Source organism: Lactobacillus sp. 3B(2020) (genome assembly GCF_013487845.1).
GTDB lineage: Bacteria > Bacillota > Bacilli > Lactobacillales > Lactobacillaceae > Limosilactobacillus > Limosilactobacillus alvi.
The window spans coordinates 551309-575543 of the sequence record NZ_CP047410.1; the positions used below are offsets into that span (position 1 = coordinate 551309).

General features: G+C 42.9%; 21 protein-coding genes and 2 pseudogenes. 18 read left to right on the forward strand and 5 right to left on the reverse strand.

What is annotated here, in order from left to right; all coding sequences use genetic code 11:
- Positions 1–146 precede the first annotated feature (146 nt).
- The 3 genes from murI to GTO83_RS02570 are packed head-to-tail and all read left to right on the forward strand — an operon-like array spanning position 147 to position 2059.
- Positions 147–944: a glutamate racemase gene (murI, locus tag GTO83_RS02560; protein ID WP_180871583.1), complete on the forward strand. Its 798-nt coding sequence runs from the start codon at positions 147–149 to the stop codon at positions 942–944.
- Entirely contained in the window at positions 945–1538 is a 594-nt protein-coding gene (locus GTO83_RS02565; RefSeq protein ID WP_180871584.1) for an XTP/dITP diphosphatase, read from the forward strand.
- The gene (locus GTO83_RS02570; RefSeq protein WP_180871585.1) at positions 1538–2059 is read left to right on the forward strand and encodes a metallophosphoesterase family protein; all 522 of its coding nucleotides are present in this window, start codon (positions 1538–1540) and stop codon (positions 2057–2059) included. The genes GTO83_RS02565 and GTO83_RS02570 overlap by 1 nt, the downstream gene beginning before the upstream one ends.
- Before the next feature lie 304 nt (positions 2060–2363).
- On the opposite strand, the gene GTO83_RS02575 is transcribed toward GTO83_RS02570, so the two are convergent.
- The gene (locus GTO83_RS02575) at positions 2364–3050 is read right to left on the reverse strand and encodes a matrixin family metalloprotease (protein ID WP_255463148.1); all 687 of its coding nucleotides are present in this window, start codon (positions 3048–3050) and stop codon (positions 2364–2366) included.
- A 125-nt stretch (positions 3051–3175) separates the two neighbouring features.
- Between GTO83_RS02575 and tpiA the strand changes: the two genes are divergently transcribed.
- Together tpiA and wecB are read left to right on the forward strand one after the other, a co-directional pair.
- On the forward strand, positions 3176–3979 hold the full coding sequence (gene tpiA, locus GTO83_RS02580) for a triose-phosphate isomerase (protein WP_180871586.1): 804 nt from the start codon (positions 3176–3178) through the stop codon (positions 3977–3979).
- Positions 3980–4002: 23 nt separating this feature from the next.
- Positions 4003–5124 carry a non-hydrolyzing UDP-N-acetylglucosamine 2-epimerase gene (wecB, locus tag GTO83_RS02585; RefSeq protein ID WP_180871587.1) on the forward strand — a complete coding sequence of 374 codons (1122 nt, stop codon included), beginning with the start codon at positions 4003–4005 and terminating at the stop codon, positions 5122–5124.
- Between the two features lie 117 nt (positions 5125–5241).
- Here the strand turns inward: wecB and GTO83_RS02590 are convergent, their stop codons facing one another.
- Complete coding sequence (locus tag GTO83_RS02590; RefSeq protein ID WP_180871588.1) at positions 5242–5676, reverse strand: GtrA family protein; 435 nt, start codon at positions 5674–5676, stop codon at positions 5242–5244.
- Positions 5677–5688: 12 nt separating this feature from the next.
- Positions 5689–6138: a flavodoxin gene (locus tag GTO83_RS02595; protein WP_180871589.1), complete on the reverse strand. Its 450-nt coding sequence runs from the start codon at positions 6136–6138 to the stop codon at positions 5689–5691.
- A gap of 113 nt (positions 6139–6251) precedes the next feature.
- On the opposite strand from GTO83_RS02595, the gene map reads away from it, so the two are divergent.
- Both map and pnuC read left to right on the forward strand, forming a co-directional pair.
- The gene (map, locus tag GTO83_RS02600; protein WP_180871590.1) at positions 6252–7109 is read left to right on the forward strand and encodes a type I methionyl aminopeptidase; all 858 of its coding nucleotides are present in this window, start codon (positions 6252–6254) and stop codon (positions 7107–7109) included.
- 60 nt (positions 7110–7169) lie between these two features.
- Positions 7170–7442: pseudogene (pnuC, locus tag GTO83_RS02605) on the forward strand (nicotinamide riboside transporter PnuC); the annotation flags it as partial.
- Between the two features lie 43 nt (positions 7443–7485).
- Here the strand turns inward: pnuC and GTO83_RS02610 are convergent.
- Positions 7486–8390: pseudogene (locus GTO83_RS02610) on the reverse strand (metal ABC transporter solute-binding protein, Zn/Mn family).
- Between the two features lie 326 nt (positions 8391–8716).
- On the reverse strand, positions 8717–9571 hold the full coding sequence (locus tag GTO83_RS02615) for a hypothetical protein (RefSeq protein WP_180871591.1): 855 nt from the start codon (positions 9569–9571) through the stop codon (positions 8717–8719).
- A 164-nt stretch (positions 9572–9735) separates the two neighbouring features.
- Between GTO83_RS02615 and trxB the strand changes: the two genes are divergently transcribed.
- The 11 genes from trxB to GTO83_RS02670 all read left to right on the forward strand — a co-directional run bounded on the left by trxB (position 9736) and on the right by GTO83_RS02670 (position 24102).
- Positions 9736–10668: a thioredoxin-disulfide reductase gene (gene trxB, locus GTO83_RS02620; RefSeq protein WP_180871592.1), complete on the forward strand. Its 933-nt coding sequence runs from the start codon at positions 9736–9738 to the stop codon at positions 10666–10668.
- A gap of 203 nt (positions 10669–10871) precedes the next feature.
- Complete coding sequence (locus GTO83_RS02625) at positions 10872–11642, forward strand: HAD family hydrolase (protein ID WP_180871593.1); 771 nt, start codon at positions 10872–10874, stop codon at positions 11640–11642.
- 86 nt (positions 11643–11728) lie between these two features.
- Positions 11729–13441, forward strand: a complete 1713-nt coding sequence (locus GTO83_RS02630; RefSeq protein ID WP_180871594.1) for a phospho-sugar mutase — start codon at positions 11729–11731, stop codon at positions 13439–13441.
- Positions 13442–13526: 85 nt separating this feature from the next.
- Positions 13527–14162, forward strand: coding sequence for a YfbR-like 5'-deoxynucleotidase (locus tag GTO83_RS02635; RefSeq protein WP_180871595.1), 636 nt, complete (start codon positions 13527–13529; stop codon positions 14160–14162).
- A gap of 8 nt (positions 14163–14170) precedes the next feature.
- Positions 14171–14377, forward strand: a complete 207-nt coding sequence (locus GTO83_RS02640; RefSeq protein WP_180871596.1) for a hypothetical protein — start codon at positions 14171–14173, stop codon at positions 14375–14377.
- A gap of 438 nt (positions 14378–14815) precedes the next feature.
- On the forward strand, positions 14816–16345 hold the full coding sequence (locus GTO83_RS02645) for a gluconokinase (RefSeq protein ID WP_180871597.1): 1530 nt from the start codon (positions 14816–14818) through the stop codon (positions 16343–16345).
- 12 nt (positions 16346–16357) lie between these two features.
- Complete coding sequence (locus GTO83_RS02650) at positions 16358–17701, forward strand: gluconate:H+ symporter (RefSeq protein WP_180871598.1); 1344 nt, start codon at positions 16358–16360, stop codon at positions 17699–17701.
- A 398-nt stretch (positions 17702–18099) separates the two neighbouring features.
- Positions 18100–19107, forward strand: a complete 1008-nt coding sequence (locus tag GTO83_RS02655; protein WP_180871599.1) for a LacI family DNA-binding transcriptional regulator — start codon at positions 18100–18102, stop codon at positions 19105–19107.
- A gap of 298 nt (positions 19108–19405) precedes the next feature.
- Positions 19406–20899, forward strand: a complete 1494-nt coding sequence (locus GTO83_RS02660; protein ID WP_370524327.1) for an exopolyphosphatase — start codon at positions 19406–19408, stop codon at positions 20897–20899.
- Between the two features lies 1 nt (position 20900).
- A complete protein-coding gene (locus GTO83_RS02665) occupies positions 20901–23153 on the forward strand; it encodes an RNA degradosome polyphosphate kinase (protein WP_180871601.1) in 2253 nt (750 codons plus the stop codon).
- The gene (locus GTO83_RS02670; protein ID WP_180871602.1) at positions 23146–24102 is read left to right on the forward strand and encodes a Ppx/GppA family phosphatase; all 957 of its coding nucleotides are present in this window, start codon (positions 23146–23148) and stop codon (positions 24100–24102) included. Before GTO83_RS02665 ends, GTO83_RS02670 begins: the two co-directional genes overlap by 8 nt.
- Positions 24103–24235: the final 133 nt, after the last annotated feature.

Here is a 24235-nt window from a genome sequence, read left to right on the forward strand (position 1 = left end):
ACTTCCTTATTTGTCAATCGGGTTTTATTATACAAAAAAGCTGGCCGTAAACCTAGTGAATTTAACGAAAACTTGCAAAAGTGATGGGAAAAGATAATAATGTAGTTTCAAGTAAAAAAACGATTAAAACGAAAGAGTGTGAAACAATGGATAAGCGACCAATTGGAGTAATGGATTCTGGCCTAGGTGGCCTGTCAGTTGCTCGAATTCTACAAGAAAAGCTTCCGCATGAATCCTTAGTTTTTGTAGGTGACCAAGGACATTTTCCTTATGGAACGCGGACGCCAAGTGATATTCAGCAGTTAGCACTTGCGATCGGCCAGTTTTTAGTCACCCAAGATGTTAAGATGATGGTAGTGGCGTGCAATACAGCCACGGCAACAGCCTTACCTAATTTACAAGCGGCCATTCCAATTCCGGTGATTGGGATGATTGTGCCGGGAGTTAAAGCTGCTTTGGCTCAGCAAAAGCATGCCCGGATTGGGGTCATTGCGACGACAGCAACGATCAATGACGGAGCTTATGTAAAAGAGATTAAACATCAATCCCCAGCTACAACAGTGATTACCAAGGCTACTCAACCCTTGGTAAGTATCGTTGAACACCATTTAACAGGGACCAAGCAAGCTCAAGCGGCAGTTGATGAACAACTAGCTAGTTTTAAGACGGCAAAGGTGGATACCTTAATTTTGGGATGTACTCATTTTCCATTCTTAGCCCCAGAAATTCACCAAACCCTAGGGGCAGTTCCATTAGTTGATCCGGCAGTCGAAGTTGTTGCTACCGTAAAAAAACAATTAACGCAACAAGATCAGTTAAATCCAACTGGGGGCGAATTAACCCTGTATACGACTGGTGAAATTACTGATTTAAAACAAGGAGCTGATCAATGGCTTGCGCCGGCACCAATGACTTATCATCAACTAAAATTAGGAGGGATATAGATGGCAACAATTGTAATTGCAACTAAAAATCCGGGAAAGGCCCGGGAATTTAGTGAAATGTTAGCTCCAAAAGGGATTGAAGTTAAGACCTTAGCTGATTTTCCCCCGTTTAAGATTGATGAAAATGGGATGACTTTTGAAGAAAATGCCACGATTAAAGCACAGACGGCTTGTCAACACTTGAAGCTCCCCGTATTAGCGGATGATTCAGGTTTAGTCGTTGATGCCTTAAATGGGGCGCCCGGAGTCCGGTCAGCTCGCTATGCCGGTGATCATGATGATGCGGCTAATAATACTAAGTTACTTCGCGAGTTAGCGGACGTTGCGCCAGAAAAGCGGACGGCTCACTTTCACACAACGATTGTTGGGATGAAACCGGATGGCACCAAATTAGTAGCTGACGGTGAAGTGCAGGGCCACATCCTAATGAGATTGACGGGGACTCATGGGTTTGGTTATGATCCATTATTCTATGTTGACGAGCTTGGTACTTCAATGGGGAACCTTACGGATGATCAAAAGAATGCGATTAGCCACCGGGGACGCGCCTTACGGCAATTCATGGCTAACTTTAATGATTGGTGGGAAGATTAATGAAAATCTTATTAGTGAGTGATAATCATGGGGATGCCCAAATTCTGCAAACCATTTATGACCACTTTAACGGGAAAGTGGACGCTTTTTTCCACTGTGGGGATTCAAATTTACCAAGTAATGATCCGGTAATGACACCTTACCAAACTGTGATTGGAAATACGGACTGGGGAATTACTTATCCCACCATTGTAGAAGAAGAATTTCCAGAAGGTAAAGTGGTAGTTACGCACGGTCATAAGTATCAGGTTAATACTAGCTTAACCCCTTTGTTGATGCTTGTACGGGAGAAGCATGCTTTAATCATGGGCTTTGGTCATACCCACCAATTGGGATGCGAAGTTGTTAAGGGGACTTTATTCATTAATCCAGGAAGTATCAGTCAACCACGAGGTGAATATACTCGTTTAGGGGGAACTTTTGCAACGGTTGAAGTTACTCCAACCACCTTTGAAGTTCAATATTATAATCGGCAGTGTCAACCAGTTAGTGAATTACAATTTAGTTTAAAAAGAGTTTAATGAACAGTTGTTAGAAAGGAATTAAACTATTAACCGAAAAAGAGGTTGGGAAAAAAGCTCCTTGACGGCCTGTTGGGATAAGAAGGACGAAGGTCGATTCATTAGAATCGACCTTTCGTTCGCACTTATCCGCTAAGGCCGTGCTTTTTGACCTTAGTTACTGAGTAACATTCGGAGATGAAAGAGAGGCTGGGAAGAAGCGTGCGTTTCTTCCCAGCCCCTTTTAGTAACTCTGAGCACGATAATTGCGGCTTAGGGCGGTGGGGAGGATTTCCCCCTACAGCTAATTATTATTAACTGTTGTTTACTTGGTACTTGTAGTTGGCGCTTTAGCGTATAATTGTTGGACATCAGTAATATCAATTTGTTGAATCCCGTAATTAGAACCAGCTGGTTGCATTACCGAAATTTGATTGGTATGACTGAGACCAATCGCATGACCAAGCTCATGTTCAGCCGTGTTAACAATCCGTTCATGAGTATAACCATACTCTGGGTTTAAAAGGTAGGCCGTGTTTAAATAAACGTGGCCATCCATGAAATAACCGGTAGCAGTGTTAATTGACATATCAGTTAAACCAGCCGCTTGATCTTGATTGTTTTGCATTGTTGTCGCAATTAGATTAGCAGCTTTTTTATTATTTACAACTTGAAAGGTAAATGCTCCCGTCGCGTTCCAAGCATTAATAGCTTCTCGCATCGCATTATCAAGGGTCTGATTTTGAAAATCGAGGTAGATCGTTGCTTTAGGACTCGTCCACCGGCCATTAGTATCGTTATCAGTCTTTATGGTAGCTTTGGTGGTTTGTTTAGTTGTTTTAGTGGTCGAAGGATCATCAAAACTTGCTTGGAAACGATTGATATAATCTTTAACAGCAGCAATTCCGATATTAACTCGAGTTTGAAAATTTAAATTAGTTTGATAAAAATGCATTCCACCAACAAGTAAGATTAGGTAAAATAAGAGCGAAATTAGTCGTCGAAACCGCATCGGCGTCACTTCCCAACTTAGATATTTTCTGGAAACGATTGCAAAATTGATTCATAGATAGTAGTAATATGATACACTTAAGCTATGAAAATTAAAATTAATTTATCGAAAATGGAGGGTTTGAAATGCGAAAGCCTTTTATCGCAGCAAACTGGAAAATGCATAAGACGGTCGATGATGCACTACAATTTGTTGAGGAAGTTAAACGGCGGCTCCCAAGTGAAGAAATTTTAACTTGTGGGATTGCGGCACACTTCTTGGCTTTATACCCAATGGTCCAACAGACACAAGGGATTAATTTAGGGATTATTGCGCAGAATTCTTATGATCAATTTTCTGGACCCTTCACGGGTGAAGTAAGCCCCCGTGCCTTGGCAGCGGCCGGGGTTAAGTATGTAATGTGTGGGCATATTGAGCGGCGAACGATTTTTCACGAAGATAATGACCTGGTGGCAAAAAAAGTTGCCGCTGTTTTGCAAGCGGGCATGACCCCGATTATTTGTACTGATGAAACGATGGTTCAAAAGGAATTTAACGGTGAAGTTCACTACGTTTTTGCCCAATTAATGAACGTTTTACATGGGGTTTCCTTCGACCAAGTTAAAAACGTGATCATTTCCTATGAACCTAGTTGGGCCGTGGGGGTTGGTCAACATGCTAATCCAACACTTGCAGAAGAAGGCTGTCGGTTAATTCGCCAAAGTATCGCGGATACTTATTCCTATGAAGTGGCTGATAAGATCCGGATCTTATATGGGGGAAGTGTTAACCCTGATAATATCCAAAAGATAATGGACAAGCGGGACATTGATGGGGTTCTGATTGGTCGGGCAAGTTTGGATGCGGATAATTTCTTAACCATGGTAAATCGAGTGGCTGAGTTATATGCCCCGAAGGCAGTAAAAGTGAGCGAAACCAAGAAGAAGTAGTTTACCCTGAAAGGAGGGGGAAGATGGCAAGTTTAAAAGTGATGATCCCCCTCAGTACCCGGGCGGGAGTAATTAAATTTGCCCCCGTAATTAAGGCAATGCAAGCTGATCAAGTTAACTTTGAACCGGTTATAGTGGTGGCTTCCCAAAGGTATCAGCAACTTCATGCCGTTTTGAATTACTTTGGGTTGAAACCAGATTTTGAGCTTAACGTTGATCCAGTAAATGAGCGGGGACAGTTGGACGAATTAAGTCGCTTGTTGCATAATTTACAGACGGTAGTTAACGCGGCTCAGCCTGACATTATGTTGACTTTGGGCGATACTATTGCGACTTTAGCAGCTAGTTTGAGTGCCTTTTATTGTCACTTACCAGTTGCCCATATTGAGGCCGGTTTACGAACTTTTGACAAACATGAACCTTTTCCCGACGAAATGCACCGTCAGCTAACAGATGCTTTGACCGATCTTTACTTTGCGCCAACTGAAGCCGCAAAAGAAAACTTATTGTTTGAGCATCAAGAAGAAACACAAATTGTAGTGACGGGGAATCCGATCGTTGACGTTGTTCAAAACGAATACGATCCGAAATACGCCAGTGCCTTATTAGCTGGGTTACCAGATCATTGCCGGATAATTTTGTTAACCATGGGACGGGTAGAAAATACCGGTTTACCAATGGAAAGGGTTCTTCGAACGATGCGGGATATTGTCGAAACTAATCCTGATGTGGAGTTAATTTGTCCGCTACCGCTTGATTCCCAAAGCTTTTCGCTAGCAGAACAACTATTGGCTAATCATCAGCGAATCCATTTAATGCCACTAATGACACTGGGGGATTTTATTAATACTGCGGCCCGGAGTTATTTGATTCTCACCGATTCAGCTGGAACGGTCGAAGAAGCCACTGTTTTCCACCGCCCCGTCTTATTACTGCGACAAAATACAGAACGACCAGAGGCCTTATTTGCCCAAACTACGAAAATAGTTGGGACCGACCCAACTAGTATTCAACAAGCCATGTTTGATTTGTTAAATGACAAGCATTTATATCGGAGCATGGTGAGTGAGAGTGCCGATATTTTTGGGGATGGACATGCGGCCGAACGGATTGTTGCGGAATTAAAGAAACGGTTCATTAAGTAGTAGTGGGAGAAATTTGCTCGAAGGAGGGCTTGGAATAACAAAGCGGCTAGGGAGAAACATGAGTTTCTTCCTAGCCGCTGACTTATCTATCAAGGCTGTTTTTGTCGACTTGAAGATTTATTTCTTCATCATTTTCTCATTGGACTTGAAAATCAGCCACTTTGAGAAGACATAGTTGGCAATGACGACGAGAATATTATCAATTATCTTAACGATAAATTGGCCGAGCGGTGATCGGAAACCTAACAAGGAAATCCCAATGTAGACGATCAACATGTCGAGGAGGAGGGTTAATCCCCGGTAGAAGAAAAACTGGATTAACTCAACAACGAAAGCTTTAACCGTCGTGTAATGGGAGCCAAAAACCCAGACCTTATTAGTAAAGTAGGCAACTAAAACTGAAAGGAACCATGCGATGACGGTTGCAACTTCAAAGTTCCAGTGCAAGCCAGTACTTAACCATTGGTATGAGGCCAAATTAACAATGGTGGTAACCACACCCCAGAATAGATAGGCAAGGATTGATTTATACTTTTGCCACAATGCTCGCATGAACGCCTCCGTTTAATTTTTAGCTTGCTTAACGAGTTCGGCAGCGAAAGCGTCAATTTTCTTAACATCGTCGGCTTCTGGGGCTAAGTCAATGTGGAGGTTTTCTGACCCTTTCGTGGCATTGGCATCTTCAAAAGCCTTACCAAAGTCGTCAACGGCCCGGCAGTAATCGTCAGCATAGAAAGTATCACCCGAGCCAGCAACGCCGTAAATCTTACCCGTTAGATCGGCTTCTCGCAAGTCATCGTAGAAATCTAAACCTTCTTCTGGTAAGGCCCCTTCGTCATAAGTATATGGACAAACCACACAGATGTCAGCGTCATTAAAATCAGCGACATCGGCCATTGTGATTTCTTTTTCGTCAACTTCGACGCCAAGGTTTTCTAATGCATCAGTTACTAAGTCAGCAACATCTTCATTATTTCCAGTAATGGTTGCGTAAACTACAACTGCTTTTGTCATTTTTTTCACCTATTTCCTCAATAATAATCAAAATACAGTATATCACACTCTTAAGTTCCAAACTGGTGATATACTGGAGAGTGAGATTTTTTAATGTAAGGAGAATGAACGGAATGATTAGTTTAAAGTCACCTCGAGAAATCCGTGCGATGGAAAAATCCGGGGCCGTTTTAGCAGGGATGCATCTTGGAATTCGCCAAATTATTAAGCCCGGCATTTCAAGTTGGGTCATTGAAGAATTTGCCCGGAAGTACTTTAAAGCTACTGGTGCTATTGCGGCGCAAATTGGCTTTGAAGGTTACAAGTACGCTACTTGCGTAAGTGTGAACGATGAAATTTGTCACGGTTTTCCCCGGAAAAAGTTAATCTTAAAAGAAGGCGATTTGGTTAAGGTGGACACTGTCGTCAACCTTGATGGCGCTTTCTCTGATTCTTGTTGGTCCTATGTGGTTGGCAAGGCAACTCCAGAAGTTGCAAAGCTAATGGACGTTACCAAGAAGTCCCTTTTCATGGGAATTGATCAATGTAAAGTTGGCAACCGGGTTGGTGACATTGGTGCGGTTATCCAACACTATACAGAAGACGAAAATGGCTATGGTGATGTGCGCGAATTTGTTGGCCATGGAATCGGCCCCACGATGCACGAAGATCCAATGATTCCGCACTATGGTGAAGCTGGTCATGGGATCCGGTTACGGAAGGGAATGACGATCACTGTTGAACCCATGATTAACACGGGAACTTGGAAGGCTGACACTTCTGATCCAAGTGGTTGGCTAGCTAAGACAGCTGATGGTGGGCTTTCCTGCCAATACGAACACACCTTAGTAATCACGGAAGACGGGCCAAAGATCTTGACTTCCCAAGATCCAGTAGCTGATAAAGATTATCTTTATGACGATGAATATGCTGGCTTCTTAGACCATTATGCTGAGATTGCCGATGAAGTTGTAAAGGAACACTTTGCTTAATTAAGTAAAATGAAGTTCTCTTGATGGGTAAAACCGTCAGGAGAACTTTTTAAGTTTAAGGGACATGATGAAGCTACGAAACGCTTCTCAAAACAAACTAGAAATCTAATTTTCGCTGGAGCATTTGTTGCCTGGGCAATTGGGTGGTGGATTTTAGCGATGGTCCACGGACAATTACCATACCTTGATTCAATTAACTTTGTGGTTAGTTTTATTGTACAAGTTCTTTACATTCTGAAGTACCAAGAAAACTGGTCGCTTTGGATTGTGATTAACTTAGCGAATATCATCTACTGGGGAATTTTAACAGTTCAAATGTACTTAAGAATTACGGTCGAGACAGTAACTAAGTGGCCCCGACCTCCCTTACAGTTAGCTATTCCTTTTCCTGAATCTTTTCCAAATCTTGATATTGATCTAGCATCCATTGGACGTAAGTTTTACCATCAGGTTTGGTTTCCGTTATGTTGAGAACAGGAATGTTATTTTGCTTTGCAGTTTTAAGAAGATTTTTAACAACGGGACTACTTTCTTGAGGATTATTAACAAAGAAAGCAATTCGATGGTTTTGCATATCAGCTTTCATTTCTTGGATATCCTTTGGGGAAGGATCGGTCCCATCTTCGACTGCTTTGGCAAAGTGAGAATTATTGATTTGGTATCCAAGGTTAGCTAAGGCATAGTTGAAAACCGGTTCGCTGACATCAACGCGATTGTTAGTTACTTGCACACGTTGCTTGCTAGCTTGAATAGTTGCGTCCAACTTTTGAGCTTTTTTTGGTATACTTGAGCATTTTGCTTAAATTCCTTTTTGTGAGCCGGGTCAAGTTGGCCAAAGCGTTGTGCTAGGACATTGGCAAGTTTAGCCATGGTTTGCGGTTGGTACCAGATATGTTCGTTGGCCCCCATTTGCTTGTGAGCTACTGTTGTGCCAACAACAATTTGTTGTTTTTCCTTACCAGCGGATTTAACCAGTTTAGTCAGCCAGCCATCGTAGCCAAGACCGTTGGTAATGATCACGTTCGCTTGACTAACTTCTTTCGCTTCTTTCGTCGTAGCCTTGAAATCATGAGGGTCGGTTGCTGCACTATTGATGATCGAAGTAACCTGCCCGTGTTTTCCAGCAACTGCTGTAGCAACTTCACCATAAAAATTCAGACTCGTAACAACCCGAATTGACGATGGTTTTGACTCATTGTTTGGCTGATGATAAAAGTAAAATACCGCTCCAAGGATAATAACAAAAAGGCTAATTACTCCAAGGATAACTTTTTTAGACATGGATAATTCCTCCTAAATTTTTGTTAAATAGTAATCATTACTATTAATCCGGAAAGAATATACATGGAAGTTCGAAAAAAAGCAAGCTAAAATTTGAAATTTGTTTGATATTCAGTTTAATTCGCGAAATAGTTTTATTAACAATGAGAAGAAGTGAAAAATACAGTCCCGCTGATCCGTAGTTAATCGTATTGGTAAATTAGTTTTCTTAGTTGGATGCTGGCTGAACCATCTTGTTTACAATTAAGATGCTGTGGATCGAAGTGCGAATATAGCAAACGAGGCTACGAAGAAGATAATCGCTCTTCTCCGTAGCCTCGCGTTGTTTAGTTTAATTTCATTAATTTATTATGTTGAAAGTTAATTTTGAAAACCCAAGAAAGAATTAGTAAGAGCAAGGCTCCGATGATAACTGGAATTATCTTTGAGTCACGAGCCAAAATATTTATTTGTCCCGGATCTAATTTCAGATGGGTTGCTAGTGATTTGGTTGGCTTGACTTGAACGGTTGGTAGTACCAGTGGATGATGATAAGGGAATGCAAGGTGTTGTGTTTTCGCTGAATAGTCAGTTGGCATTATTTCAGATGGAGTCGTCTTCGTGACGGTCACTTCCTGTTGGGCACCTTGGTTAGGTTGCAGTTGTGAATTAGCTAGCGGTTGACTAAGTTGGGGTTGAGACTCTTGGTTTACCTCTAAAATTGATGACCTAGTCACAGGTATAGCATAGTTACTTTGCAGTTGGTCTACTGGAGCATGATGCCACTGTTGGAAAGATTGTGGTGACGTAAAAAGTTGATGATAACATTTTGGCTTTTCTGGTGAAGCTTGTTCATTTAATGACCCTGAAGGGGAAGGTGAAGGGCTTAAAACTTGTGATGATGCAATTTGATCAGTCACTGATGAAAAAGGCTGATCGTTAGGTATTACTACTAAGCCAACCGTGGGAGAGCCAGGATTAGCATCTGGGGAAACATCGGCTGACGCGTCATTTGGTGTAGATTGGGTGGTTGTTGCCGATTGATAATTGGCCTGCTTTGAATTTGTCTCGTTGACGGCAGTATTAGTAATTGGTTCATTGGGAGTAATCGGATCAGCTTGCCCCACAAGCGGAAAAGACATTAAGCAACCGCTGATGGTAGCTGTTAAAATTAATTTGCCAAATTGCCCTGGGGTAACCATCACATCTTCTCCTTCCAAAATTTTAAATTTCTGTTAATAATTATAACATAGTGGGTCAAGGATAAAGTAATTTAGCTACTAAAAGTAAGCAAGATGATGGACAGAAAGATAAAAAGCAAGTATCATTACGATAATACTTGGAGAAATTAAAGGAGCGCATCAGAATGAGTGAAGAAAAGAAAACCAACTATGATGTAATTGTGATTGGCGCTGGTCCTGGTGGGATGACGGCAGCTATGTATGCTTCCCGGGCTGATCTTTCCGTTTTAATGCTTGATCGAGGAATCTACGGTGGTAATCTAAACAATACTGCTGAGATTGAAAACTATACTGGCTTTAAATCCGTTCAAGGGCCAGATTTGGCTAAGCAAATGTATGAAGGGGCAACCCAATTTGGGGCTGACTATGCCTACGGTGCCGTTGAAAAGGTTGAATTGATTGGTGATGAAAAGCAAGTTACGACTGACATGGGTGAAACCTTTACGGCAAAGGCCTTAGTCATCGCAACTGGTTCTGGCCAGCGAAAGCTTGGTGTCCCCGGAGAAAGCGAATTTTCAGGCCGAGGTATTTCCTACTGTGCGGTTTGTGATGGGGCGTTCTTTAAGGGAAAGAACCTGATTGTTGTCGGTGGGGGCGACTCTGCCGTTGAAGAAGGGGCCTTTTTAACCCAACTTGCTGCTAAAGTGACGGTCTTAGTGCGGAGTGACAAGCTACGGGCGCAACCAATTGTTCAAGATAAAGCCTTTAAGAATCCAAAGATGGAATTTGTTTATAACACGAGTGTCACGGAAATTGTTGGGAATGAAATGGCGGTAACTGGAGTCAAGACCGTAAATAACCAAACGGGTGAAACTGGTGAAATTGCTGCTGATGGGGTCTTTATCTACGTTGGTACTTTTCCGATGACTGAACCATTTAAGGACCTTGGTATTCTTAACGAAAAGGGCTGGGTTGAAACGGACGAAAAGATGGCGACAAAGGTACCAGGAATCTTTGCCGTTGGTGATGTTCGGAATACAGTCCTGCGCCAAGTCGCCACTGCTGTTGGTGATGGAGCTATCGCCGGCCAACAAGTGTATAAGTATTTAGAAGGCTAACAAGCTTTGTTAAAAGTTTTGCGATGATAAGCACGACCGACGTAGCGGCCGGAAGAAAGCAAGCTTGCGCCGACGCCACCGAATTTGTGGCTACTTATCGAGATTAATTATTCAAAACATTAATAACAAGAGAGTGGGATCTAAAGTTGATTAGGCATTGATTTCACTCTTTTCTTATATTTTCTGCGATTAGGGTGAGAAAAATGCCATATTTGATTAGTGATTTAGACCATACGTTATTAAACGAAAAAGGCGAGCTCTCGGAGTTTACTAGAAAAGTAATTCGCCAGAGTGATTGGCAAGTTATGCTAGCCTCAGCCCGAATGCCGAGTCAGATGGTTGATTTAATTACGGAGTTAAAGTTAACGGGACCGCAATTAGCCTTAAATGGAGCGGTACTCTTTCAATATCAAAATGAACGGCTAGAAAGATTACAACATCAGCCGGTCCCGGACAAATTAGCGCAACAATTATTTGAATTAGTCCATCAGCAATTAAAACTACCAATCCAATGGGTCGCCGACAATAAATTCTGGTCAACCGAATGGACCCCACAAGTTCAAATGGAAATTGATTATTCTGGCGTTAAAGTTCAATATGCTTCACAATTACCGACAATTACGATCGATGACTTTTTAATTCAAATTCCGGATCCAATAAAATTTAACCAAGTTCAAAACTTGATCCATGAACAGTTACCAAATTTGACCTTAGCAGATTCAGGCGATGGGTACCTAGTTATCACAGCTCCGGGGGTTAATAAAGCTCAAGCAGTTCATTATTTACTAAATCAGAATATTCCCAGCCATCAAATTTTGGCGGTTGGGGATGATTTAAATGATTTACCAATGCTAAAGGCAGCGGGAATACCAATGGCGGTTGCCAATGCTAAACCAGCCCTCAAAGCGGTAGCCAAAAAAATTCTTTTGGATAATGAAAGCGATGGGATTGCGCATTTTCTTCAACAATCTTAATTTCGTGTATTTTCACACAAATTACCATGCGGTATACTAAGAATTGTGAGAATTGATAAATCGACTTTCAGATAGGAGATGTTTCTTTGAGTTGGAAGGAAACTTACCAAACTTGGGCAAATGAGCCACGTTTGGCTGCTGATTTAAAGCAGAAATTAACAACAATGACGGACGAAGAAAAGGAAGATGCTTTCTATGGTCCCCTTTCTTTCGGAACGGCCGGAATGCGGGGCTTGATGGGGCCCGGGACTAACCGGATGAACATTTATACGGTTCGTCAAGCAACGGCTGGTTTAGCTGCTTTGATGGAATCACTTGGGGATGAAACAAAGCAACGAGGGGTTGCCATCGGTTTTGATTCCCGGCACCATTCTGCCGAATTTGCGCATGATTGTGCGCGGGTTCTTGGGGCCCACCAAATTCCTGTCTTTATCTATGACAATGTGCGGCCAACACCAGAATTGTCCTTCGCCGTTCGTTACAATCACGCTTACGCCGGGATTATGATTACGGCTTCCCACAACCCTAAGGAATACAATGGCTACAAGATTTATGGGGAAGACGGGGGTCAATTACCACCCAAGGAATCTGACCAAATGACGACTTATATTCGCCAAATTGACGATGTATTTGGCATCGAATTAGCTGACGAACAAACGATGTTAAACAATGGCCTTGAAACTTTGATGGGGGAAGATATTGACCATGCTTACCTTGAAGAAGCCAAGGCAGTTACGATTAATAATGACCTTGCTAAGGAATACGGCCGGGATATGAAGTTTGTCTTCTCCCCACTTTGTGGGACAGGGCGGATGCTCGGGGAACGCGCTTTGCGGCAAGCTGGGTTTGTTAACTTTGTGATTGAACCAACCGAAGCACAACCAAATGGTGACTTCCCTGGTTTAAAGAATCCAAATCCTGAGTTTGCGGAGGCCTTTACCCGGTCAATTGCCCTTGGTAAGCAAGTAGATGCGGATGTTTTGATTGCGACTGACCCTGATGCTGACCGGTTAGGGTGTGCAGTTCGGCAACCAAACGGTGAATACCAACTTTTGACGGGTAACCAAATTGCTTCTTTGATGTTGGCTTACATCCTGGAAGCGCACAAGCAAGCTGGTACTTTGCCAGCAAACGCTGCGGCAGTTAAGTCGATTGTTTCAACTAACTTTGCTGCTAAGATTGCGGCAAGCTATGGGGTTAAGATGATCAATGTCTTAACTGGATTTAAGTGGATTGCTGATCAAATTCATCAGTACGAAACGAAACACAATCACACCTTTATGTTTGGCTTTGAAGAGAGTTATGGGTACTTGGTTAAGCCATTCGTCCGGGATAAGGATGCCATCCAATCATTGACGTTGTTAGCCGAAGTGGCTGCTTACTACCGGAGTCGGCAAATGACGCTTTACGATGGGGTACAAGAACTCTTTAAGAAGTATGGCTACTTTAAGGAAAAGACGATCGCTAATGTCTACGCCGGGGTGGATGGTCCGGCAAAAATCAAGGCCTTGATGAAGAAGTTCCGGGAAGAATCACCAAAGGAATTTGCTGGTCATAAGGTGGTGGCCTTAGAAGACCTAGCTAAGGGAACCAAGACTTTAGCCGATGGAACAGTTGAAAAACTTGATATGCCAGCATCAAATGTTTTACGCTACGTTTTGGATGACGAAACTTGGATTGCAATCCGGCCTTCAGGAACGGAACCAAAGTTGAAGTACTATATTGGAACCTCCGCAACTACCGAAGAAGCAGCCAGTCAAAAGTTAGCTGACTTTGAAGCGGCTTTAGCTGAATTCTAAAATAAATTAATTAAAAAAGCCGTCTGGCTAGGATTCCTAGTTTGAGACGGCTTTCTTATAACCAAAAGTAATGGGGGAAGAATAAATGGGGATGCATGAATATTTAAAAAGTCTCAGTGATTTGGAAATGATTAACCGGGCACCGGGTTATTTTAAGTTTGAACAGCATAATGTTGCTGCACATTCTTTTAAGGTTACGCAAGCGGCCCAAATGTTAGGGGATATTGAAGAAGCAGCGGGAAATGAAATTGATTGGCGTTCGCTTTATGAAAAGGCCCTTAACCATGATTATACGGAACGGTTTATTGGTGATATTAAAACGCCCGTTAAGTATGCAACGCCAGAATTGCGGTCAATGTTAGCTAAAGTGGATCGTTCATTGACGGAGAACTTTATTCAAACCGAAATACCAGCCGAATACCAAGCTGCCTATGAACGGCGGCTAGGTGAAGGAAAAGACGATTCACTAGAGGGAAAGATTCTATCAGTTGCCGATAAAGTTGACTTGATGTATGAATCCTTTGGCGAAATCCAAAAGGGAAATCCCGAACCAGTTTACATGGATATCTATAAGTCGAGCCTCGAAGCGATTATGAACTTCAAACAAATGGCCAGTGTCCAATATTTCTTGAAAAAGATTTTGCCAGAATTATTGAAGGATAACGCTACCTCGAACAGTCAACAATTAGCGATTATCACTACCCAAATTATTCAAAAGTAGGTGATTTTGTGAAATATGATGGAGTGATCATCCTGAATGCGATTGGCAATCTGGGAATTTTTGCGGCCGGGGCGGCAATGATGGTCAAGGCCTGGTTGATTTTTATCATTGGACTCATTATTTTTCTGGGCGCAACGATGGCTCATGCTTGGTACTTGGCAAACTTACGCCAACAAGTGAAAAAAGAAGTCGCAAAAGAACAGCAAGAAAAATAGTAAATAACCTAGGAAACAAACTACAAAAGCTACTAATTTAAAGGTTCGAATGTAGTCAAGTGGGATTTTGTCGGCCTTACAGTTGGCATGATCGTTCTTGGCCTCACATGGGTTCGCCGACGCCAGTAAATCTGGCTAACTGACCATGACTTAACCTTATTAGTAGCTTTTTTGTTATAGCTAAAATTATTAATCGGTCATACCAGCGTAGGAGCTGAATGGATCTTGAGGTTGGGGAAAAACTCCTTGACGGCCTGGTTGGAAATTTTTTGATAAAAATTTGATTGTCAGAAAAGACTAGTCTTATGCACTTTTTGTAACCGTTTTAGGAAAACGTTTCCCTTCGAACCTAGATATTGGGTTGACAATAAGGCGTTCTTTGTGGATAATACTTGGTGTATCGATAAACGTAAGCGATTACAAAAAGAGGAGAGAAACATGGATTACTTAATTGGAGTCGATGTGGGAACAACGTCAACAAAGGCAGTTCTCTATAATCAAGAAGCAAAAGTAATAGCGAGTTTTAAAGCTGGTTATACCCTCTATCGGGATGCAAGCGGGATGGCTGAACAAGATCCTGAAGCCATTGTTACCGCGGTCAAACAAGTAATTAGGCAAGCATCTCAGAAAGCGGATTTGGTAACCGGAAAATTGTTAGCGGTATCATTTTCAAGCGCTAACCAAAGTTTGATTTTATTAGACAAAAATCACCAGCCACTAACGCGGTCAATCACTTGGGCCGATACCAGGGCAAGCAGGGTTGCTGAAGATCTACGCCGTCAATTGGTAGCGAAAACCTTGTTTGCTCATACTGGGACCCCAATTCATCCGATGTCACCGTTGGTTAAACTAATGTGGTTAAAACAAACCCAGCCAACTTTAATGGCCAAGGCTAGGTATATTGCAGATATCAAGTCTTATCTTTTCTGGAAATTATTCCAAACTTTTAAGGTCGATATCTCAATTGCTTCATGTACGGGACTGTTTAATTTACAAACTAGTACCTGGGATGAAGAAGCCTTAGCACTAGCTGGGGTTAGCGAAGAACAACTTCCGGAAATTGTAAAGGGTACCAGCCAAGCGCATGACCTGGTACCAGCAGCGGCCCAAGAAATGGGGATTCCAGCCAACACGCCATTTGTTTACGGGGCTTTTGATGGGGCCTTATCAAATCTTGGGGTAGGGGCCTTAAAACCAGACACAGTGGCAATTACGATTGGGACTTCAGCAGCGGTCCGGGTCGCAACGACCAAGCCGGTGATTGACCCGCAAGAGCGACTATTCTGTTATGCCATTGATGAAGGAATGTATGTCGTTGGTGGCCCGATTAATAATGGTGGGGATGTTTTCCAATGGGCAGTTGAACACCTCGTGGATAACTCAGCTGTTAAACAAAATGGCGGTAGTGCTTACGACTTAGCTAATGAAGTTATCGCTAGTGCACCGGCTGGAGCGCATGGATTGGTCTTCCATCCCTTCCTTGGTGGCGAACGAGCACCGCTTTGGGATGCAAATGCACGGGGATCTTTCTTTGGACTAACTCCACTCCACACCCGAGCGGATATGCTCCGCGCGGTGATGGAAGGAATTAACTTCAATATTGCGACCGTCTTTGCAGCGGTTCGTGATTTGATTGGCGAACCAACTAGTGTTACGGCAACCGGTGGATTTGCTCAATCAGCCGTTTGGAAACAAATGATGTCGGATATTTTAAACGTTACCGTTAATATTCCGGAATCGTTTGAGTCTGGTTGTCTAGGAGCAATCACGATGGCGATGAAGAGCCTTGGTCTCATTGATGACTATGCAATCGTAAAGAATTTCATGGGACCAGTTGAAAGTTACATGCCAGATCAAAAAGCAGTTGCAACTTACCAAGAATATTTACCACTTTTTAAACAAGTCGAGGAATTATTGTCGCCAGCTTATTCGGTTGTCGCTCAGCTACAAGCAAAGCAAAAATCATAGGAGGATCAAAAGATGCCATTATTGATTGTTTTAATTGGGGTTGCCCTCTTAATTTTCATGATTATTAAGTTGAAGTTAAATACCTTTGTTTCCTTGGTTGTTACTTCATTCATTATTGCCCTAATGCTTCAAATACCAATTGCTAAAATTCCAACCACGATTGAAACTGGGATTGGGGGCCAGCTAGGTCACTTAGCCGTCATCTTTGGGTTTGGTTCCATGCTGGGTCAACTCGTTTCTGATTCTGGTGGTGGTTACCGGATCGCAACGACTTTGATTGAAAAGTTTGGGCGGCGTTGGATTCAAGTTGCCGTTATTTTAGCTTCTTTCATCATTGGATTAGCTTTATTCTTTGAAGTTGGGTTGGTCGTTGTCCTTCCGATCATCTTCATCATTGCGCGGGAAATGGATATGCCATTGATGTACTTAGGAATTCCAATGGCGGCAACTTTGAACGTTACTCACGCCTTTTTACCACCACACCCGGCGCCAACGGCAATTACGGATATCTTAGGGGCTAACTTAGGTCACGTTCTCTTGCTCGGGATTATCGCAGCGATTCCGACGATTATTGTTGCTGGTCCACTTTACAATTACTTTTTACACAAGTTCTACCCAAAGGTTTACCGGAAGAACATGGATATCTCGGTCTTAGGGGAATACAAGGAATTTAAGCTTGAAGAGACACCAGGTTTTGGGATCTCTGTTTTAACGGCGATGTTACCGGTTATTTTGATTGCAGTCGCTACGATTTGTTCCTTCATTTTGCCAAAAGGTAACGTTGTGAACGAAGTAATTCAATTTATTGGGGCGCCTGATGCAGCAATGTTGATTTCCCTCTTATTTGCCGTCTTTACAATGGGCTTGATGCGGAACAAGCAGATGGAAGAAATTTCTAACTCAATGGTCACTTCCGTTAAGCAAATTGCCATGATGCTCCTAATCATCGGTGGTGGGGGTGCCTTCAAACAAGTTTTGGTAGATGGTGGAATCTCCAAGTATGTTTCGGCACTGTTTGCCCACACCAGCTTGTCTCCAATCGTAGCCGCTTGGTTAATCACCGCTATTTTGCGGATTGCTCTGGGTTCATCAACCGTCTCTGCGATGACGGCTGCAGGTTTGATTGCCCCAATGGCTCATCAATTTGGGGCCAATTCCACGATGGCGGCCTTAATGGTTCTCGCTGTCGGGGCTGGTTCAGTTTTCGGTGGTCACGTTAACGACGCTGGTTTCTGGATGATTAAGGAATACTTTGGTTTATCCCTAAAAGAAAACTTCATTGCTTGGACGACTTTAACTTGCGTCCTCGCCCTAGCCGGGTTAGCAACGATTCTCGTAATGGCAATGTTTGTTTAGCGAAAGTCATCTAACAGCCAAAATTATCAAAGAAAGAGAGGGGCTGGGAAGAAACGCACGTTTCTTCCCAGCCCCTCTTTCATCTCCGAATGTTACTCAGTAACTAAGGTCAAAGCAGTAGCTGAATGGCAGTTGCTTCCCTAACGGTCGCACCAACCGATTCAGCCTTGCATGGGCTCACAAACGCCAAACCAGTTGGCTGGTTCGCTCCAAAGCACGGCCTTAGCGGATAAGTGCGAACGAAAGGCCGATTCTAATGAATCAACCTTCGTTCTTCTTATCCCAACCAGGCCGTCGAGGAGCTTTTTTCCCACCTTCATTTTCTTTTTATCTTGTTTTTTGGAATTCCTTGGGGTTATGATTATTGTTACTAGTTTGGAAAGCGAGAGAAGAGGTAAATGCGGCAACACGTAACAATTAAAGATGTGGCGAAAGTAGCGGGAGTATCGGTAACGACCGTTTCTCGGTATTTAAATGGACGATACGATCGGATGGGGAAGAAAACCAAAGAACGGATCGCTGCTACCATTAAAGAGTTAAATTATGCGCCAACAGCTTCGGCCCGAAGATTACGCCAAAGTCAGAGTCATTTAGTTGGTTTATTAGTTGGTAATATGGCCAATCCCTTTTCTTCACTGTTGGCAAAGGGAATTTATGATGTTTTACAACCAGCGGGCTATGATGTTTTATTAATGAACACCAACGACTCGGTGACAAATGAGGCCCGGGCGTTGGATCGGCTATATACTCAGCAAGTGGACGGAATTATCGTCCAACCCAGTGCAGGAGAATTTAGTCAATTTCAAACGGCAATTGACCAGAAAATTCCGTTAGTGGTTGTTGATCGGGAAATTCCTGATCAACCGGCAACGGTGGGGAAAGTAACCAGTACTAATCAAACTTCCTGCTTTGATTTAGGAAAATATTTGGCTGAGCAGGGCTACCAAAATATTATTTCGGTAAGTGCTAGGTATGCGGAAGCTTCCGGCCAAATCCCCCGGATTGCTGGATTAAAAAAAGCGGCTGAACAAGTTGGGTTTAATTATCTTAATATCGCAACTAAAAAGGGTGATACCGTAACCGACTTAGCGCCAAAGATAAAGCAGTGGGTCCAAAGTTTACGGGGGAGAACGGTGATTGTTTCACTGATGGGACCAATTTTGTTTGATCTTTTGGACGTCTTTAAAATCCTAAAGTGGCAATTTCCAGATGATGTTGGTCTCGTTAGTTTTGATGACTGGGCCTGGTCACGTTTTGTCGGGGAGGGGATCTTTTTGGTTCAACAAGATATGGAAACGATGGGTCAATTGGCTGCCAAAAAACTACTCCAACAAATTGAAACTGGGTCGGATCAATCTTGGCCAAGTTTTATCCCGGTTAAGATGGTACCGGCACCGTCAATTTAATATAAAAAATAATCGCCAACGAGAAAAGTGTAATTTACACATCAGTTCTTGTTGGCGATTTTTGAAAATTAGAATGTTATTTTTGCCTTTGCTTTGGATAACAAACAAGGGTGATGACAATTAGTTAATCTTTCCCTGAGAAATTCTTTTGTGATTATAAAATCCGTGGTATCCTTAAGTTAGATATGGTAGCGTTCGCAATCATTTTATAAGCTGAAAATTTGTTTTACTTAAAATTTGATTAACGCTCCTTAAATTGCAGATTTATTAAGCAAAAATTCAGAAGGGATTGAGTGATGTGACCAAAAAAAATGTCGGGATTATCCTATTACGACCGGACCGCCTGACCTTAACCATTCAAGACGAGAATCAAAAGGTGGTCACACAAGTTAGGTCCGGAGCGCTCCGGGTTGGGGATGAGTTGGTGGCCAATTATTTGGAAAATATGGACGCCATTACTACTAACTTGGTTGGGTTTCAACGAGTATTAAAAGAATACGCAGTTAAAGAAGTGGCTTGTTTTGGCGATTTGGACGATTTGGACGATGTTTCTGCCCAATACGTGGCCGATCAAATTGAAGTTCGGGTTGGTTTGAAGTTACGGTGGCTCAACAAAAACCAGTTGTTAGCGCAAACTCTTGCCCAAACATGGCCCCGTTTTAAGCATGAATTAGGCGATCAACAATTAACTGGTTATGTGCTTTGCGTTGGCCTTTCAAACAGTACTTTATCCTACTTTAATCAAGGACAATTTATGAACTGTTGGGATATTGACCTTGGCAAGGCCCGGATTAATCAATTAGCAGAAAACCTCCGGCAAACGACGGCTACCCCGAGTGATATTATTACCGACTTCATTAGTTCCAAACTGGAATACTTGGTTCCTGAATTGAGTGGGCAACCAGCTCCGGTTCTATTAGTTCAAGGGGTAGAAACCTTAGCTCAACGTTATATCCAAGCCCCAAACGTAATTGCTCAGGTTGATATGGCTTCCTTTAAGCAACGTTTCCGCCGGATTCTTTCTTCATCGGATCAGTACATTATTCACCAATATGATGTCGATGAACAAAGTGTGGATTGGGTCTTACCAAGCTATTTAGTTGTGCGGCAAACGATGCGATTATTGAAGGCCCGGAAGCTTTATGTGACGAGCTTAGACCAACCAGATGGTTTGTTAGCGGACTATGCGAATAAATTACCGGTAAATGACCTTGTCCGGAGCGCTGCCGATAAGATGGCCCAACGGTACGGTATTGATGTTTACCACAAAGAGTTCGTTACTAAAGTGGCGATGCAACTATTTGATGCCTTAAAGCCAATTCACCGGTTGAATAACCATTACCGGTTACTCTTAGAATTAGCATGTAAAGTTGATGATATCGGTAACTTTATTAATCCGCAAGGTCATTATCGCCACTCAGCCTATATTCTAGAGGCTAACCCATTAATCGGGATTTCTGACGTTGATAATTTGATCATTGCTGAAGTTTCGCGGTACCATTCCTCAGAAGCACCTGAAATCGATCAGCATCACTTTAAGGAGTTACGGAGTCGGTTGCGGTTACCAATTGCTCAGTTGGCTGCTATTTTACGGGTAGCAGATTCGCTGGATGATTCACGGCAACAAAAAATTTCGGAAATTAGTCTGAAGTTGAAGGGGGATCGTTTGCTCATAAAGGCAAAGGCCAATGACGATTTGGTTTTGGAAAAGTGGGCTTTCTTACGGAAAAACAAACTTTTTACCCAGGTTTATGGTTTGCAACCGGAATTGATTGCGAAGGGAGCAAAGTAAAATGAACGAAACTGATTTTTACCAACCAAGTAACTATGTAAATCGGGAACTTTCTTGGATTGACTTTAACGGCCGGGTGCTCGAAGAAGCAGTTGCTCCTGAGAACCCACTCCTTGAACGGGCTAACTTCCTTGGTATCACCCAAAGTAATGTTGATGAATTTTTCATGGTGCGGGTGGCGTCCCTTCACAAGTTATCAGCTTTTAACGTTACCACGACTGATGCTTCGGGGATGACTCCAGCTGAACAATTAGCGGCCGTCAACGAGAAGGAACACCAAATGGTGGAAAAACGCTATCAAGTTTACAATGATTACTTATTGCCAGAATTAGCCAAGCAGAAAATTTATATCAAACATGTTAATGATCTTGATGAGCGTGAATATGATTTCATTAGTCGGTACTTTGAAGACGAATTAATGCCAGTTTTAACCCCAATGGCTGATGACTCTTCGCGGCCGTTTCCGTTTATTGCCAACAATTCTTTGAATGTTGCTGTTAAGTTAATCCGCGACCTTTCGCAAGTCGAAGCACGGCCACGGAAGGTCCTTGAAGGGGACCAAGAAGTAACCGAAAACAGCCAAGCAATGCATGAACACGGCGAAAAGCCGGAAGAAAAATTTGCAACGATCCGGGTCCCAGAAATCTATAAACGCTTGCTTAAGTTGCCAACGGGAAATGTCTTTGTCTTAATTGATGACGTGATAAAGGAATTTATCGCTAAGCTTTTCCCAGGTTACAAAGTTTTAACTACCGGAACTTACCGGGTTATGCGGGATATGGACTTGGACGTGGCCGAAGAAGATACGTCCGACCTCTTACGGGCGGTGCAACACCAATTGCGGGCCCGGGAACACGGGAGTGTGATGCGGCTAGAAATTGAAGAAGACTTTGATAGTTGGCTAGAAAATCACTTGATTGATCGTCTCAAGGTTGATGAAGCCTGGGTTTACCGGGTCAATGGGCCGGTTGACCTGACCTTCTTAAAAAAGTTAAGTGGGATGGTTGATGGCCATGCTGATTTACGTTACCCATCATATCAAGCTTACCAAGACCCAGCTTTGGACATGGACCACAACATCTTCGCGGCTATCCGGGAAAAGGATCACTTATTACAACACCCATACGATAATTTCCAATCAGTGGTTAACTTTATTCATCAGGCCGCTGAGGACCCCAAGACATTGGCAATTAAGATGACTCTTTACCGGGTTTCGGGGAACTCACCAATTATTAAGTACCTTGGTCAAGCGGCTCAACAAGGCAAGCAAGTTACTGTTCTGGTTGAAGTTAAGGCCCGCTTTGATGAACAAAATAACGTTCGCTGGGCCCGGCGACTTGAACAAATGGGATGTCATGTTATTTATGGATTAGTCGGGTTAAAGACCCACTGTAAGATTGCACTAGTAATCCGGCGGGATGATGATGGTATTCGGCGTTATATGCACCTGGGAACCGGGAACTACAATGACGTGACCGCCCACTTCTACACGGATATGGGGCTTTTAACCTGTGATTATGAACTAGGCGAGGATTTAACCAACCTTTTCAATGCTTTGTCTGGGTTTGCCCGGACCAAGTATTTTCATAAGCTCCATGCTTCTCCAGACGGCATTCGGGACTTTATCAATGCCAAAATTGATCAACAAATTGCCATTGCCAAGCGGGGGAACCCAGCGCGGATCAGCATGAAGATGAATTCACTTTCCGATAAGCAAATTATTGCCCACCTTTATGAAGCCGCCGCCGCGGGGGTTAAGATCCGTCTGTTGATTCGGGGAATTACTTGTCTTCGAAATGATTTACCAGTCTTAAATGGAAACATTGAAGTACATTCAATTTTAGGACGCTTTCTTGAGCACTCCCGGATTTACTACTTTGAAGGGGAAGGCCACGAAGAAATTTACCTAGCCAGTGCGGATATGATGACCCGGAACTTAAACCGGCGGGTTGAAGAACTTTACCCGGTAACGGAAGAAGACACAAAAGCTCAAGCGATTGCGATCTTTGAGAATATGTGGCGGGATAATGTTAAAACCCGGGTTCTGAAAGGAACGGTTTACGAAAAGGTTACTGCAGAAGGCAAGCGTTTTGATTCCCAAGCTTACTTCATTAAGCAGGCGCAAAAGCACATTAGTGATTTGAACCGGGAAAAAAAGAACCATAAGCGGCTCTCAAACGTCTTTGAAACCTTAACCCGTCACGTTTCAAACTTGCACTTAGATAGCACTGGAAAGGATAGTAAGCATGACTAACCTGGCAATTATTGATCTTGGTTCCAACTCCTGTCGTTTACAAATCAGCGAAATTTATGCGAATGGGAAGCACCAACTAGTAAAGTATGAAAAAGAATTTGTCCGCCTTTCAGAAAATATGGGACCGGAAAAGATTTTGAAGCCGGAACCGATCGAACGGACAATTACCGCCTTGAAAAAGTTTGCGACCGAATGGCAAGCTTTAAAAGATGTCCGCTTAATTGCGGTCGCAACTGCCGCAGTGCGCCAAGCAACAAATCAAGCTGAATTTTTAGAACGGGTTAAAAAAGAAGTTGGCATTGAGTTTAACGTCATTTCTGGGGAACGGGAAGCATATCTAGATTACGTTGGGGTTTCTCGGACCCTCCCGATTCAAAATGGCCTAATTATCGATACTGGTGGAGCCAGCATGGAACTGATTTTAGTGGACGAAGGCCAAGCCGAAGAGGTTATCAGTTTACCAATTGGCTCAGTTCTTTTATCCCAACGATACAATTTGGGGGATGTCATTAACCCGGCTGATTTATATGATGCCGTGGTTAAGGTGGATGAAGTGTTAACGAGCCAACGCTGGCTTAATCGGGCGCGACATACGCGGGTGGTTGCTCTTGGCGGTAGTAACCGGGCATTGGCGAAGTTATTCCGCTGGAAGTTGGCCGCTTCGCCAACGCATGTTCAGCCGGTCCATGGTCTAAAGATGCAAAGCCAAGATGCCTTTGCCTTAATGCACAGCTTGGTGGCTGCAAATAAAATTGAACGGACCAAGATGCGCGGGATTGCCGCTGCGCGGGCGGATGTCATTGTGGGGGGCTTATTACCATTAATGGCCTTACTCCGGCAACTTTCAATGCAAGAAGTAATGTTTAGTAATAATGGATTGCGGGAAGGATTGTTGTTTGAATATCTCGATCATCAGTTAGATGGAGCTGCAATTCAAAAACTAAATTAATTAAAAAATCGTTGGTCGCTATTGATGTAACCAACGATTTTTCAGGATTTGCGATATTTTTTGTTTGCAAGCGCTTTATTGTGATATAATTTAGCGTGAAAAGTTTGTTTACTAAAATTTTAGTTAAAAGAAA

Excerpts from the sequence above, each read along its gene's own strand:
- murI (WP_180871583.1), top strand. The coding sequence starts at position 147 with ATGGATAAGCGACCAATTGGAGTAATGGATTCTGGCCTAGGTGGCCTG.
- GTO83_RS02565 (WP_180871584.1), top strand. The coding sequence starts at position 945 with ATGGCAACAATTGTAATTGCAACTAAAAATCCGGGAAAGGCCCGGGAA.
- GTO83_RS02570 (WP_180871585.1), top strand. The coding sequence starts at position 1,538 with ATGAAAATCTTATTAGTGAGTGATAATCATGGGGATGCCCAAATTCTG.
- GTO83_RS02575 (WP_255463148.1), bottom strand. The coding sequence starts at position 3,050 with ATGCGGTTTCGACGACTAATTTCGCTCTTATTTTACCTAATCTTACTT.
- tpiA (WP_180871586.1), top strand. The coding sequence starts at position 3,176 with ATGCGAAAGCCTTTTATCGCAGCAAACTGGAAAATGCATAAGACGGTC.
- wecB (WP_180871587.1), top strand. The coding sequence starts at position 4,003 with ATGGCAAGTTTAAAAGTGATGATCCCCCTCAGTACCCGGGCGGGAGTA.
- GTO83_RS02590 (WP_180871588.1), bottom strand. The coding sequence starts at position 5,676 with ATGCGAGCATTGTGGCAAAAGTATAAATCAATCCTTGCCTATCTATTC.
- GTO83_RS02595 (WP_180871589.1), bottom strand. The coding sequence starts at position 6,138 with ATGACAAAAGCAGTTGTAGTTTACGCAACCATTACTGGAAATAATGAA.
- map (WP_180871590.1), top strand. The coding sequence starts at position 6,252 with ATGATTAGTTTAAAGTCACCTCGAGAAATCCGTGCGATGGAAAAATCC.
- GTO83_RS02615 (WP_180871591.1), bottom strand. The coding sequence starts at position 9,571 with ATGGTTACCCCAGGGCAATTTGGCAAATTAATTTTAACAGCTACCATC.
- trxB (WP_180871592.1), top strand. The coding sequence starts at position 9,736 with ATGAGTGAAGAAAAGAAAACCAACTATGATGTAATTGTGATTGGCGCT.
- GTO83_RS02625 (WP_180871593.1), top strand. The coding sequence starts at position 10,872 with ATGCCATATTTGATTAGTGATTTAGACCATACGTTATTAAACGAAAAA.
- GTO83_RS02635 (WP_180871595.1), top strand. The coding sequence starts at position 13,527 with ATGGGGATGCATGAATATTTAAAAAGTCTCAGTGATTTGGAAATGATT.
- GTO83_RS02645 (WP_180871597.1), top strand. The coding sequence starts at position 14,816 with ATGGATTACTTAATTGGAGTCGATGTGGGAACAACGTCAACAAAGGCA.
- GTO83_RS02650 (WP_180871598.1), top strand. The coding sequence starts at position 16,358 with ATGCCATTATTGATTGTTTTAATTGGGGTTGCCCTCTTAATTTTCATG.
- GTO83_RS02655 (WP_180871599.1), top strand. The coding sequence starts at position 18,100 with ATGCGGCAACACGTAACAATTAAAGATGTGGCGAAAGTAGCGGGAGTA.
- GTO83_RS02665 (WP_180871601.1), top strand. The coding sequence starts at position 20,901 with ATGAACGAAACTGATTTTTACCAACCAAGTAACTATGTAAATCGGGAA.
- GTO83_RS02670 (WP_180871602.1), top strand. The coding sequence starts at position 23,146 with ATGACTAACCTGGCAATTATTGATCTTGGTTCCAACTCCTGTCGTTTA.